Origin of the sequence: Algoriphagus sanaruensis, assembly GCF_001593605.1 — a bacterium.
Classification (GTDB): domain Bacteria; phylum Bacteroidota; class Bacteroidia; order Cytophagales; family Cyclobacteriaceae; genus Algoriphagus; species Algoriphagus sanaruensis.
In genome coordinates this window covers 1099452-1113666 of sequence record NZ_CP012836.1, presented here as the reverse complement: position 1 = coordinate 1113666, position 14215 = coordinate 1099452, and the positions used below count along the sequence as shown (strand labels likewise).

At 43.7% G+C, this 14215-nt stretch carries 9 protein-coding genes; 1 reads left to right on the top strand and 8 read right to left on the bottom strand.

The features are described from left to right. The first annotated feature begins 354 nt into the window (after positions 1-354). Positions 355-3012, top strand: a complete 2658-nt coding sequence (locus AO498_RS04950) for a DUF5686 and carboxypeptidase regulatory-like domain-containing protein (RefSeq protein WP_067544388.1) — start codon at positions 355-357, stop codon at positions 3010-3012. Positions 3013-3029: 17 nt separating this feature from the next. Here the strand turns inward: AO498_RS04950 and AO498_RS04945 are convergent, their stop codons facing one another. The 8 genes from AO498_RS04945 to AO498_RS17145 all read right to left on the bottom strand — a co-directional run bounded on the left by AO498_RS04945 (position 3030) and on the right by AO498_RS17145 (position 14135). Continuing rightward, entirely contained in the window at positions 3030-5210 is a 2181-nt protein-coding gene (locus AO498_RS04945; RefSeq protein WP_067544386.1) for a DUF5916 domain-containing protein, read from the bottom strand. A gap of 68 nt (positions 5211-5278) precedes the next feature. Next, a complete protein-coding gene (locus AO498_RS04940; protein ID WP_067550256.1) occupies positions 5279-7669 on the bottom strand; it encodes a TonB-dependent receptor in 2391 nt (796 codons plus the stop codon). Positions 7670-7825: 156 nt separating this feature from the next. Beyond that, positions 7826-8782: a calcium/sodium antiporter gene (locus AO498_RS04935; protein WP_067544384.1), complete on the bottom strand. Its 957-nt coding sequence runs from the start codon at positions 8780-8782 to the stop codon at positions 7826-7828. A gap of 156 nt (positions 8783-8938) precedes the next feature. Continuing rightward, a complete protein-coding gene (locus AO498_RS04930) occupies positions 8939-9709 on the bottom strand; it encodes a 3-ketoacyl-ACP reductase (protein WP_067544383.1) in 771 nt (256 codons plus the stop codon). Next, positions 9706-11148 (bottom strand): oxidoreductase, encoded by a 1443-nt coding sequence (locus AO498_RS04925; protein ID WP_067544379.1) that lies wholly within the window; start codon positions 11146-11148, stop codon positions 9706-9708. Before AO498_RS04925 ends, AO498_RS04930 begins: the two co-directional genes overlap by 4 nt. Further along, complete coding sequence (locus AO498_RS04920; RefSeq protein WP_067544376.1) at positions 11145-12524, bottom strand: glycoside hydrolase family 88 protein; 1380 nt, start codon at positions 12522-12524, stop codon at positions 11145-11147. The genes AO498_RS04925 and AO498_RS04920 overlap by 4 nt, the downstream gene beginning before the upstream one ends. Continuing rightward, positions 12514-13926: a sodium:solute symporter family protein gene (locus tag AO498_RS04915; RefSeq protein ID WP_067544374.1), complete on the bottom strand. Its 1413-nt coding sequence runs from the start codon at positions 13924-13926 to the stop codon at positions 12514-12516. The genes AO498_RS04920 and AO498_RS04915 overlap by 11 nt, the downstream gene beginning before the upstream one ends. Continuing rightward, a complete protein-coding gene (locus AO498_RS17145; RefSeq protein ID WP_148660189.1) occupies positions 13923-14135 on the bottom strand; it encodes a hypothetical protein in 213 nt (70 codons plus the stop codon). Before AO498_RS17145 ends, AO498_RS04915 begins: the two co-directional genes overlap by 4 nt. Positions 14136-14215: the final 80 nt, after the last annotated feature.

The following is a 14215-nucleotide window of genomic DNA, read 5'->3' as shown; positions in this document are numbered from 1 at the left end:
AATCATTAACAAAAAATTATTATAAATATAAATAATTCAAAGGAAAACGTTTTCCATTTAAAGGTTCTTAAAAAATTGATTTTTTTTTAAATAATTGAAAATTTAACGAGAAAAAAAATCTGCCTCCTTTACACGATTTCGACATTTTTAAAATTTTTATTTAAGTGATTTCGTATTGATTGAATATTTTAAAAATTCCAATCCCTACTTAGTAGAATCGCTTACCAAATAATATTTTATAGATTATATATAATGAAAGCATGTTTGCAAACCCTAAAAAATATTAATTGACTTTTTGACAACCTTTTTAGTGGTTTTTCCATCTCTATATTTGATCGATTAAACCAGCTTTTTATGCCTGTCAAATTTAGGATTGCTCTTTGGGTCCTTTTCTCGATTTTGATTTCTACCCCCACGCTCGCCCAGGGTATCCGAGGGATTGTCAAATCTACATCTTCCGACCCCCTGCCTTTTGCTTCCATCTATATCCGAAACTTAGAAGACGGAGTACCCACGAATGAAAATGGTGCTTATGAATTCAAACTCAAGCCAGGGTTTTACGATGTTTTGGTACAATTTCTCGGCTATAAGTCTCAGATAAAAACCGTCGAGATAAAAGATCAGTGGATCGAATTGAACTTCGAACTTGAGGAACAAGTGTACACCTTGTCCACAGTTGAGGTTAACTCCAAATCTGAAGATCCAGCTTTGACTATCATGCGAAAAGCGATTGCCAAAGCCAAGTATCACCGCCTTCAGTTGAAAAGCTATGAGATGACAGTCTATCTCAAGGGAACGGGCCAAATGACAGACGCTCCTTTTTTCTTGAAAAAGAAACTGGAGGAGGAAGGTTTGAAGCTCAATGAGGCTTACACTTCTGAATCCGTTTCCCGAATAAGCTTCGAACAACCGGATAAAATCACGGAAACTGTTCTTTCTATTCGAACCAATGGCGAAAATCAGGGAACTTCACCTGCTCCTTATATCCAAACCTCTTTTTATCAAGATAAAATCAACGGCATTGTAAGTCCTTTGTCCCGCTATGCCTTTACTTATTATTCATTTAAGTACGAAGGAAGTTTTTTTGACCAAAATGTAATGGTGAGTAAAATTCGGGTGACGCCGAGATCTAGAGGGGAACAGGTTTTTGAAGGATACATTTATATCATAGAAGATCTTTGGGCAATTCATAGTCTGGATTTAAAAACTTCCTATTTGGGGTTTGAAATCCAAGCCAAACAACAATACGCCCCAGTGGAAGAACAGGTCTGGATGCCTTTAACTCATACTTACGTGTTCGGTGGAAAAATTTTTGGATTTGAAGGGGAATTCAGATATTTAGCCTCCACCCGAGAATACAAGGTCACCTTGAATCCCGACTTGACATTGGCTCCGGTCATTATTGATGAAAAAGTACAGGAAGTTCCACAAGGTGCACTCAAAATAGATAAGTCCCGAACAGCACTTGAGCAACTCGCTTCGGAACAGCCGACCACCCGAAAAGAATATCGAAAACTTCTCAATCAATACGAAAAGGAACTAATCCAGGAATCCAAAAACCAAGACGAGGAATCCGTCATCTCAGAGCGGAACTACGCCGTAGATTCCTTGGCTCGAAGGCGAGGGCTTAGCTATTGGGATAGCATACGACCAGTCCCTCTTACCGTGAAGGAAATTCAAGGCTACCAACGAGACGATAGTTTGGCTCTCGTGGATGCGGCAAAGCTTAGCGATGTAGATTCTGTGGCCAAAAAGGCAAGGAGTAAGTATCAGCCACTTGATTTTTTATACGGAGCCAGATACAATTTTGGAAAAGGGATCTCTGTGGGATTTCCGGTAAACTTGACCAAAATGTCCTTTAATACGGTAGAAGGCTGGAAAGTGGGATTGGGTTTATTCTATCGAAAGTATCAAGAAATCAAGCTTCCAGATTCGGTCAATCGCTTTCGAAAAAGTTTCAACATCGAGCCTGAGCTTCGGTATGGATTTGCCAGCAAAAGATTTTATGGAAAAATCGATTTGAGATGGTCTCATACCCAGCCGACATCAGGACAAACATGGGGTTTGGAAGGAGGAAAGTATATCTATCAGTTTAATTCTGAAAATCCAATTCAGGAACAAGTAAACGCGATGTATTCCCTTTTGGTCAGAAAAAACTACATGAAACTTTATGAGCAAGACTTCGCAAGGGCATATTGGGCACATCGCGTCAATTATGGACTCACCTATCGAGTCAACTTCTTGCTTGCTGAACGCAGAGAACTATTTAATACGAGTGATTACAGCCTATATAACCAGCCCGATCGGGAATTCAGCTCCAATAGACCTGAGAATGTGGAGAGCTTCCCGAGCAATTTTGCCAGTCACCAAATCGCTCGAATTCATGCTTCGGTGGATTGGCGCCCTGGACTCAGCTACACCATCCGTAACGGAAGAAAAAGTCCAAACTATGAACGATCCCCTGAAATCACATTTATGTATCAACGAGCCCTACCAGGACTTTTCAAAAATGGCTTGGCGGCAGATTTTGAACAACTTGAAGGATCTATTAAACACTCCTTCAATTTTGGGGTAAGCGGAAAATTAGACTTTAATGTAACTGCTGGCACATTTACAAATTCAAATCAGGTCTTTTTCCAGGATTTCAAGCATTTTGGGGGCAATAGAACCCTGTTTTCAAACATCAGTGCTGCCTCTAATTATCGAGTAATGGACTATTACAAATACAGCACTTCGGGTGCCTATATTTCCTCCATTGCCCATTATCAATTCCGGAAATTCCTACTCACCCAGCTCCCCATGTTGCGGTTTTCTGGAGTGAGGGAAAATATCTTTGTGAATTACCTCAAAACCGAAAACTCCCCGCACTACACCGAAATCGGCTACTCACTTGACAACCTCTTCCGGTTTTTCCGAGTGGAATTTGCAGCAGGATTTGAAAATGGAAATTTCTTAAGAACTAGACCCTTATTTGGAGTAGCGACGTTTATTAATGTGAGTATTGAAGATTAAGGCCTGATTAGAATCTACTAGAGATTCCACCAATAGGTAAACTTCAACACCAGAGAGCGGTTTTTGGTGTAAAAAGGCGCCGGCAGATAATTATCCGTGTACACCAAAAACAAATCCGAAGCAGGTTTGAACCTCCACTGAAAGCGCGTATTCAGGTTGATATTTTTGATTTGCTCGTTGTATTGGACAAAGGCCGTAAAAAACAAGGTATTGGTCATGGTGACATCGACTCGAGGCCCGATCAGCCAAAACCGAGTGTCTCCCCACGGTTGAGGCAATTGGATTTGGTTAAAATTGGTACTCATGGCCAAACTCACATAGGGCTGAAATCGATATCCAAAGTCTGTCGTGAAATTATACCGCTGGCCATCGGCATAATATCCACCCACTCTTCCTATGAAAGCATAAGTAAACACGCTCTGAGGTTTGGAGGTGTATTCTAGTCCTACAGCGTTCCAAGAGTGTTCCGTGCCGGTAGCCAAGGTTTCTCCAGAAAAATTGGTCGGATCAAACGGGCGCTGAAGCTTCACAAAATCATAGGCTACCCAGCCTAGGAGATTGCTTTGACTTCGAAATCTAACGGAGTACGTCGCATAGGTGGTATTATCCGTTTGAACGCCATTGGTATTGAAAAACATGGAAACATTAAAATCGGGTCCATGGCTTAGGATTTTTTCACTTTTGGGAAACCAGCGGTAGCCTACCATCGGACTGATTCTAAAAAATCCATTTCTAGGAACGAAACCTACCTCTGCCGTATAATTTTGGGAGACATACTCATGTTGCCAGTTCCAGGTCAAGTTGCCGCTCGCATATTTCAAGTTCGCAGCATGAACAAAACCCTCTCCCGTCCCATCCGGTGCAAAAGATTTTAGGACCATGGCTTTTCCTGTCCAGAGGTTATTGGCCGAGGCCAAATTGTATTCCAAGCCTACATTTCGATTAAACTGGGAATAGATGGGTTGACCCTGAGCGACCTCGTCCGGATTATACCGCAATGACTCTTTGTTGACAAAAATGGCCCCAATATTGGAGCGGGCACCGACTTGTCGTTGCAGAGCCATGACCGTAAAGTTTTGAGCTGGCAGGGCTGATTCTCCCACTTCTCCGGTCTGCATATTCATCGCTCCTATTCTCCAGTCTTTATTCAGTTTACCGCTTAGTCTTGCTCCAAACTGAATAGGCGCATTGAGCCCAATTCTTCGCGAGAAAAAAGGCCGGATTGTCGAATACCCAAATCCTGCAAACAAGTCTCCGTTTTCGAGGAAAAACTGCCGTCTTTCTGGGAAAAAGAGTTCAAATCGGTCTAAATTAGTCACTTGACGATCTACCTCTACTTGGGAAAAGTCGGGATTAACCGTCAGGTCCAAATTGAGCGAGGAAGTCAGGGAAATCTTTGCATCTACTCCGACCTCCCTTCGAAAGCTGTTTTCACCACCGTTTTGATGATCTTTCCTAACCCCTCCCAATACATAGGGAATAACCGAAATATTTGCTCCTGCATCAGGCGGAGGATTATCCCAGACCAAGGTTCCTGTGTAAGCTAAAGAAGCAGAAGGAAATTGACGAGGCACCGGCGCCCAGCCTGACTTTTCGGTAGTTTTTAAATCGAGCCGGGAGAAATTGATTCCCCATTCCGTAATTCCTTTTTTATAGCGAATGGATTTGAAAGGAATTGCCGCTTCAAAAATCCACTTGTCCTCATAGTTTTTCACTTTGGACACCCACTTATTGTCCCAACTCAGATCTACTGATCCTCCATTGTACATTTGTCCGTCCCATTGAGCTCCCGCTGCATTTGCTCCAAAAGAAAAACCATTGGTCAAATCTTCAAAGGGATCCATAAAGAGCAGGAAATTGTCATTTTTCCCAAAGGAGAAGTCCCGTCGGAGTGACTCGACCATGTAAGGCCCTTCTACTGCATGATGATTGACCACGATGAGATATAAATTCTGATCATCATAACTCATCCGAACATCCGTTTTGACGCGTGCAAAACTGGTGTCCATAGGCGTGATCATGTAAAAATCAGTCGCTACTTCCGCCTCTTCCCAAGCTTGCTCATCCAAGACTCCATCAATCCTAATCTCCGAACTCGCTTTACGGATATGGAGGCGGTAATCTGAATTGATTTTTTGGGCAAACAAGGAGTTAAGCCCAAAGAATAGGGCTAAGGCAATCAACAGGGTAATTCTCATAACTGGGGCTAGGAGCTCAAAAGTAAGATGCCGGTGGGCATTTGGCAGTGACTTTTGTGCCAATGGGGTTATTGTTTGATGCGATAGCTGAAAGTCAGGTTAATCTGGCGACGGATCATTTGGGAATCTTCCTCGGTGTAAAAACCTAGCCCCTGGGTAATGGATCGATTCCAACGGGTATTCAGGATATCATTGGCCGTGAGGATAATCGTGCCTCGCTCCTGCATGATCCGACGACTTGCAGAAAAATCCATAAAAAAAATCCCTTTTCTGACACCCTGAGCGGTCTTTTGTCTTGCATCGTAATTCGCCCGCAATTGCATATCCCAACCTGACCCTAAGGTGAATCGAGAAGTTTGTCTCAAAAGCCATGAGGTTGTCTTTGCTTGAAAATCGGCTTGAACATTACTTCCATCAATAGAAGCGTGGAAGAAATTGAGATTAGTATTCAACTTCCACCATTCTTTTAAACGATAATCAGCGGTAAATTCCACTCCCACACTTTGCTCTCCAGTGAGGTTGAACGGCAATGTTTCAGCAAATCCATTCTCATTTACCCGACGAATTCGCTCGATCTTATTCACGGTATTTCTGAAATAAACCGTGGAGAAAACGGTTCCTTTGTCCAGATACTTAATATGACCGAGCTCAAAAGCATCGGTGAACTCAGGATTAAGGTCAGGATTTCCGCTAAAGAAATTTCGCTGATCGGAAAAGGTCACATACGGACTCAGGTCATTGTACACCGGCCGACGAACTCTTCGGCTGTAGCTGAGTTGAAACGCGTTTTCGGTAGAAATCGAATAGGTGAAGTGAGCACTTGGGAATAGATTGGTATATTTTCTCGGATTTTGGACATTGGTTTCAACCAAGGTAGTCCGAATGTCCGTATGCTCAGCACGTAATCCTCCTTGGTAAGTCCATTTGCCAGTTTTGTTTCCCAAGATTCCGTAGGCAGCTAAGATATTTTCATCGTAAAGGAAAATATTATCTAACCCCGGCAGTGGGAGCACTTCCCCACTTTCATTTCGCTGGGAGACCAAGAAGTCATTTTCCATTTCCCGAAAACTCGTCCGAATCCCTGTTTCGAATTTCCCTTCCTTGGCAAAAGGCTTAGTATAATCTAGCTGAAGCAAGTACTGATTTTCATACTCGTCATTGAGCGAAGTTTGATACAAATCTCGCTGGGGGGTGGACACTCCTTGAGGATTAAAGAAAAACTCCGTAAACACCTGATCTGAACGCTCCCAATAGTTGAGGTAGGTAAATGTGGTCACGAGCTCGTGCCCCTTTTGGGCAAAGGTCTTCTTGTAGTTTACCGAAATTTCTGAATTGGGCTCACTTTCTTTCTCGTCTTGCCTCCGGAGCGAATAGCCTTGAAAATTGTCCGTCGAGTTAAGGTAGTCTTCGTATCGGATGTCTGTGATGCGTCGGCCGTCATTTCTTCTCCAGAGGTAAGATGCCGTCAGGATACTGCTTTCTGAAAAATAATAGTCCAATCCTCCTCGGATGTTGTTGTTGTAATTGCGGAAAATGCCGGAATTATTTTGAAGCAAAATGGAGGTTGTACCGTCCTGATTATAGACTTCTTGATACAGCTCTTTTCGGTTGGGCTGATGTCGTCGCGCAAAACTGTAATTCAAAAACCAGTTGATCCGATTTTTGCGGTAATTGACATTGGTACTGAACCCGGCATTGAGCGGAGACCCGCCAATAACTTCAAATGACCCATTGAAACCTTGTTTATTATCTTTTTTGAGCACAATGTTGATCACGCCTGCCATCCCTTCGGCTTCGTATCGTGCAGAGGGATTGGTGATCACCTCCACTCGCTCGACCATATTTGCCTGAAGCTGCCGCAATCCAGCACCTCCTTTGAAACTTACCAGTCCACTGGGTTTCCCATCGATCAAAATCCGAACATTGGTAGACCCGCGAAGTCGAACATTTCCTTCTGGATCAACAGCCACCGATGGAAGATTCATCAAAATATCAGAGGCTGTTCCTCCTGCATTAGCTAGATCTTTCCCTACATTAAAAATTCGCTTATCCAGTGATAATTCCATCAGCGTTTTATCCCCCTGAACGACTACTTCTTCCAGATCAGCCGCCGAACTAGCCAATGAAATATTCCCTAAATCCACATTGGAATTTTCACGATTCAGGTTAAAAAAATCGGTCTTGACAGTTTCATAGCCCATGAATTCGACAAGGGCATAAAACTTCCCAAAAGGCAAATCCACATTAAATTTCCCTTTGTCATCTGAAATTCCTCCTCCAATCAGGCTATCTCGCTCCGAATACACTCCAACCGAAGCAAACGGAAGTGGCTCTCGGTTACTTCCATCCAGGATCATCCCTCTTAACTTTCCTTGCTGCGCAAAGGCTGCGGTAAGAGAACAGCATACACTGATGGTTACAAAAAGAAATTTGGTAAAAAAGGAAATTCTGGGCTTCATAGGTTGGATAGGCTGATTCAAGGCAGAATTTTTCTGCTTTATGTCCCACAAAATAAAAGTTAATGTGAGCTTAGCCGTCCTGAATTTTACAAAAGGCAAAAAAACAGGGTTTTACCTTCCGATAAAACCCTTATCCATTATATCAAATCCCTTGGATTATCCCTCGAGACCGATCAAATATCCGGTATAAAGCAAATATGAACTGAGCAAAACAAACGCTTGCCAGCGATCCAGCCTGTGTTTTTTTCCAATAAACATCGCGAGGAAGAGAAAAACGGTACCACCACACAAAATCCAAATATCGGTATCGAAGGTAGTCTGATAAGCCAAAGGTCGGATCAAACCACTGACACCCAGGATCAGCAGCAGATTGAAAATATTTGATCCTACAATATTTCCAATAGCGATGTCGGCATTTTTCTTCATGGCAGCTACCACGGAAGTAGCCAACTCAGGGAGGGAAGTTCCCGCCGCGACGATGGTGAGTCCGATGATCTTTTCGCTGACTCCCAGAGACTGCGCCATAGCCACGGCATTGTCCACGACGAGTTTGCCACCACCCACAAGCCCGGCCAATCCAATGATAATCAAGCCCCAGATTTTCATTATAGAATAATCTTTGGCTTCAACAATTTCAGCATTTGGGTCAGTTTTGAGCTGAGTAGCTACGTAGTAGAGAAAAGCACAAAATAACACCAACAGGATAATGGCATCATAACGGGAAAGGTCTGATGACTGTGCTAAGAAATAGTTATTTGCCAAAAAGAATAAAATGATGGCGGCTAAAAGTGAAAACGGAATTTCTTTCCAAACTGTACTTGACTGCACCGAAAGCGGTACGATTAGACCTGCGATTCCGAGAATGATAAACAAGTTGAAATTGTTGGATCCGATTACATTTCCAAAAACGATATCTGGGTAATTTTCGGAAGAAGCGACAGCATTTACTACCAATTCAGGAGCTGAAGTACCAAAGGCCACGATTGTTAAACCTATTGCCAGATCTGACACGTTGTTCTTTTTAGCCAGAACTGAAGCCCCGTCTACCAGCCAATCCGCTCCTTTTACCAACAAAATCAGACCTAAGACGAGAAGTACAAGCTGTAAAATCATGGATTAAGGAGATTGAATTGAGAAGGAAACATTTTTAAGGTATTTCCCATCAAAACTAATCCAATTTGATCGGATTACAGACTTCTCTTCCAGGAAAAGAATTTTTCAAAATGGACGAATGGTTAGTCATTAAAAATGTTCCTACTGATCCAATTTCTACAACCGACCTACCATCATTCCCCCGTCTACGGCGATGATTTGCCCGGTCGCATAGCTGAGATCTCCTCTCACTAGTGCTGCGACCACTTTACCAATATCCTCGGGCTGACCCATCCTAGGCTCCAAGGTCAATCCATGCTGAATGCGTTCTTGGTAGACTTCCTTCACCTTTTCCGTCATGTCAGTTTCAATAACTCCTGGCTGGATTTCATACACCGGAATCCCAAACTCAGCCAATTTGACGGCAAAAACTTGGGACATCATCGATAATCCGGATTTTGCCATGCAATACACGGCTCGATTGGTGGAAGCTAGCTTTGCTGAAACGGAAGTAATGGTCACTATGGAAAAAGAATCCAAGGAATAAGCTTCCTTTTGCTTGATCATCCAGGAGGCTACAGCTTGACTCAAGAAAAATGTACCTCGGAGATTGATGGAAATCAGGTGATCGAAATCTTCCTCAGCGACTTCCAAAATATCTGCCCGTACGCGTGGCGCCACTCCGGCGTTATTAACCAAAAAATTCAACTTCCCAAAGTGCGCCTTTACGCCTGAGACGATCGAATCCCGATCTTGGGTCTTGGAAATATCACCCGGAAAATAGGCCACTTGGACTCCAAATTTTCGAAGTTCTTCCAGAACAGCACTTACTTCCTGCTCTGATCTCACCCCATTGATCGCCAAATCGATTCCCTCTGCCGCTAGTTTTTTAGCGATTCCCAAACCAATCCCTCTTGTCCCTCCTGTAATTAATGCTACCCGATTCATTCTCCTTTTAGAGTTTTAAGTTGTTCGTATTCTGGCATTTGCTTATAGTATGGATCCAACGGAAAACATCCCGAGATCATTCCATTTCGTGGTGCGGTAGTACAATCCGAAAAGGTCCGACAGATTTTCGCTCGTCTGAGTCCTTCTCCTTTGAGGAGATCTGCCGGCATATCCGGATAGCTTAAGACCATTCGTCCAAATCCGATGGAGTCTGCTTTACCGGTTCTCAAGACCTCCTGACCTACATTTGGAAGCCATTCTTGCAAATACGAATAGGCCGAACCTACCACATAAAATTCAGGGAAAGTACTCTTAATCTGGGCTGTCGCAGCGATTTGCCTCGCAACTCCATGTAGCGGGTCCTCAGGTGGCAAATATCCATCTGAAGGAGGAAATAAAGCGGGTCGCTGAATATGAGGATTGTAATAAGGACTACCGGCAGTGGTACAAAGCAATTCAATCCCCAGCTCGGAGAGCAACTTCAAAAATGCAGAAGACTCGGCAAAGTCTTCTTCGACTCCATTTTCTGCCCCACCAAAAGCATATCGATAGGGTTGCTGCATAGCGGGAACTCCCTTTTCTTCGGGACCTTTTTGGAAAGGCACCCAGTCGAAAATGCTGAGTCGAACCCCTATTTCCAAACCTGGAGCAGCCGTGCGAATCCCGCTGACGATGTCTCTCAGAAATCTCGTCCTGTTTTCAAAGCTCCCTCCATATTTCCCCTCACGGTCATACGCACTGAGAAACTCATGTCCCAAATATCCATGGCAATGCTTGATGTCGACAAAGTGAAATCCAGCCTTTTGTGCTAAAGCCGCTGCTCGAATGTAGTCCTCAATAATTGAATCGATCTCTTCATCGGTCATAATTGGATAGTCTTCCTTTAATCCAAACTTAGGATTCAATACAGGATGAGAATAAAGGATTTTAGGCTCCATTTGCTTTTTGTCATTCGGCTTGCAGAATCTCCCCGAATGAGTCAACTGCAACCCAACCAGCAAATCGGAGGTATCTCCAAAAACCTCCTCGTGAGTATGTTGAACGAGTTCAAACAAATCCACAAACTCCGAAAAGGTATCTTCGGTAAGAAGCAGTTGATTGGGATTGGCCCGCCCTTCGTGACGCACCGCCACCGCTTCACAGCCCCATAGCAACTTTGCACCACTTAAGGCGAAGTTTTTCCAACGCCTTTTAGTCAAATCGGTAGGTCTGCCATCGACAGTTCCATCCCATCCCTCCATGGGAAGGATACACATGGAGTTTCCAATTTTCCGCCCTGACTCCAAGGTAAAAGGCTTGGCAAAATAAGAGGCTTGGCCAGAAACCAATTCTTCGTCAAATGACAGCGGAATCTGTTCTTGGCTCAAATGGCTGCGAAACAATTCGGCTGTTTTTAGCTGCGCAATGCGAGGATATTGAGGCTTGTATTTCCCACTCATGATTCTACACAGTTCAAATAGGAATAATAGGTCTCCTGATTAGCCATCCGATGAAGCAAAAGAGCCAATTCTCTAGCGTGATAATCTCCCCACATACTGGATTCTCCATGGGCGACTTTCCCTTGCTCCGGAACAAAATCCCAACCATTAGGCTGATGGTAAATGGAATGAAGGACTAAGCCCTGATGGTTTGGATCCACCGACAGATAGGGCTCAGAAAATAATACCGATGCCAATTGAATCCCTGCCTGAATAAATCGCTGAGCAGTCTCGGTGTGATGATCTTTCAGCGAATTTCCGATTCGAATCAATCCTTGAGCCGCAATACAGGCAGCAGAACTATCCACTGGCTCAAAGGCATTGAAAGGGTCTGCAGGCCGGTGGAGATAATCGCCCATTAGATGCAGATTTGGCGCTCCTGTATCCCAATAAGGAATTCCATCGGTTGGCGTATTTGCAAGGTAAAATTCAGAAGTGGCTAAGGCAGCTTGGGTGAGTTCTTGGATCAAATCTGCTTTGGAAATCACGCCCTGATAATCTTCCGGATTTAACCGATCGAGTATTTCGAGAGTCTCTCCCAATCCACAGATCGCCCAAGCTAAGCCCCTTGTCCAAGTGCTGAAGCCCGTATATCCTTGCTGGGAATTGGGACAGCGGTAATTGCCATCATTGGTATTGAAGATAATTTCATGGGCAGTTCGACCGGAAACGTCATAGCTATCTCGACCTTTTCCATAAAAAATCGAAAATCTCACAGTGCTCAACAAGTGTTGAATCGCTCGCTCAATCAAGGAAATTCGTCGATCATTTTCTCCCTGGAGCACATGACCTAGTTGATGTGAAACGACTAAGGCTCGGCAGCTTCGAATGGTATCGACAAACAAAGAATGAGGACCATTGAAGGAATAGATAAATCCGCCGGTTGGAATCTTTGTCCAGCGCGTTGCTTGGACTGCACCTGTTACTTTCAGTGCCAATTTGTAAAATTCTTCCTCCCAAAATGTGCCCTGAATTTTCCCTTCTCGAATCAGACGAAGAAGGTTTCCATAGGTACTGACATTATTGAATCCATGATCATGCACCCCAATATGTGTGAGATGAGGAGCCATTTTTTCAATGGTGTTTTTCCGACCAATCTCCAAGAAAGTATCATCTCCTGTGGCGTCAAACTGGAGAATGGCGGATCCAAACTGAAAACCCTGTGTCCATTCTGTCCAGTCTCGGGTGACATAGATTCCTTTCTCGGTAAATACAGGAGCACCTTTTTGCGTATCAAAGGTGGATTCGATGGATTTTATTTTTTGACCAGACAGCTCCCAAAATCTAGGTAGTTGCTGAGCCACGCGTTCAAGCGAAATGGAATGATCAAGCTTCATGAACTTTCTTTTGAGTGAAATAATGGATTCCCATCACCAAGGCTGTGGTTGGAATCAGAATCAAATACATCGCTGCATCCGTAGGCAAACCCGCAAATCCTGCAGGAACCCAACCGATCAAGGACAAGACAAAATATCCCAATGCAAATGCTGAAATCACCAAGAGCGATTTGGGTGGTTTTTGAAATAAGACTGCGCCTAAAACTACGGGAGCAATCATTGAAGTACCCGCAAAACTCACACGGGCAAGTAAGACTAACTCATCACTGATCACAGAAGAAAATACAAGTACGATAATCGAAAAAACCAAAATTCCGATTTGGGTTATCCGCATGCTTTTCTTTTCATCCCCCTTCAAAAGAGAGCGAAGTTCAGTACCCAATGCGAAAATTTGGGCATTGGTAGTAGAAAGACATGCCGCAAACAACCCTACCACCGCTAGGGCTCCAACTGCTTCCGCTTGATCAAAAAGTAGGGCCGAAGAAAGGAAGTCTGCCGTGGAACTTTCAGGATAGGTTACAGCTCCATACAAGCCGATAAAAGCAGTAGGAAGAATGACCAAAATCGCAAAAATCCCAACTGCATACGCCATTTTGTGGACTGATTTTAGGTCTTTCATCACCACCAACCTTGTGGTAAACTGAGGCTGAGAAACCGGAATCATCACGATTGCGATCGCGGATGCAATCAAAAACGGACTGCTAAAAAGGCCTTTTGGCCCTGGCAAAGAAAGAAGCTCAGAATTGCTTGCTAGCACGGCTTCTGTCCCAGCTTCCAATCCTCCAGCCATTTTTAGACAGGTCAATCCAATGATCCAAATCACAACCAGAAGTATTACCCCCTGAATCGCATCACTATACATAATAGCTTTCAGCCCTCCAATTTCTGAATAAACCAGCATCAGGACAACCAGTAGACCGGACCAACCCCAGTACGGAAGAAAGTCTGGAAAGGCGGCGTTTAGGAAGATGGAAATTCCTCGAATTTGAATGGCTACGTAAGGAATTAAAAACAAAAAGGAACTCAAAAACACCAAATACCCCGCCCATTTGTTTTGAAAGCAATTTTGAACAAAGCCTGCCACGCCCTTATATCCAACTTGTGCAGCTCTACGGCGAAGGGAATACCCAAACCAAAGCAGGAAAAATACCATCAGCGCATCTGATAACCCCAAGAAGATCCATGCGCCTACCCCATGAACTCGGAAAAAATCCGGCATTCCCATAAAGGTAAAGGCACTAAACAAAGCTGCTGAGAAGGTAAGAAATCCTAAAATTGCCCCAATATTTGAGCCAGCGAGCATAAATTCGTCCGAGCTTCTATTTTTTCGGTAAGACTTGTAGGAGGCATACACCAAGGATGCCAGAAATACCACAAAGAAGAAAACCAACCAGACTTTCATGACTTCCGATTGTTTTCAAATGGGAAAACTTTGGAGCCTAAATAGGTGGCCAAGACTATCAGGCAAGTGACTCCAAAACTCACCCAAAAAACATAAGGAATCGGTCCGAGTTTGGGCTCCAGAGTTTCCTCAGAAAACAATACAAAAAACGAAAGAAATGATAGGATGATTACAGTCAGGACAAGCAAAGTCCATAAGGGATGCTTCATAGCAGGTCGGGTTATTTGGGGGCGTATTAACTGGGTTTAAAATAAAAAATATTGCCCAGCCCACTTTGATTTGACTGCAA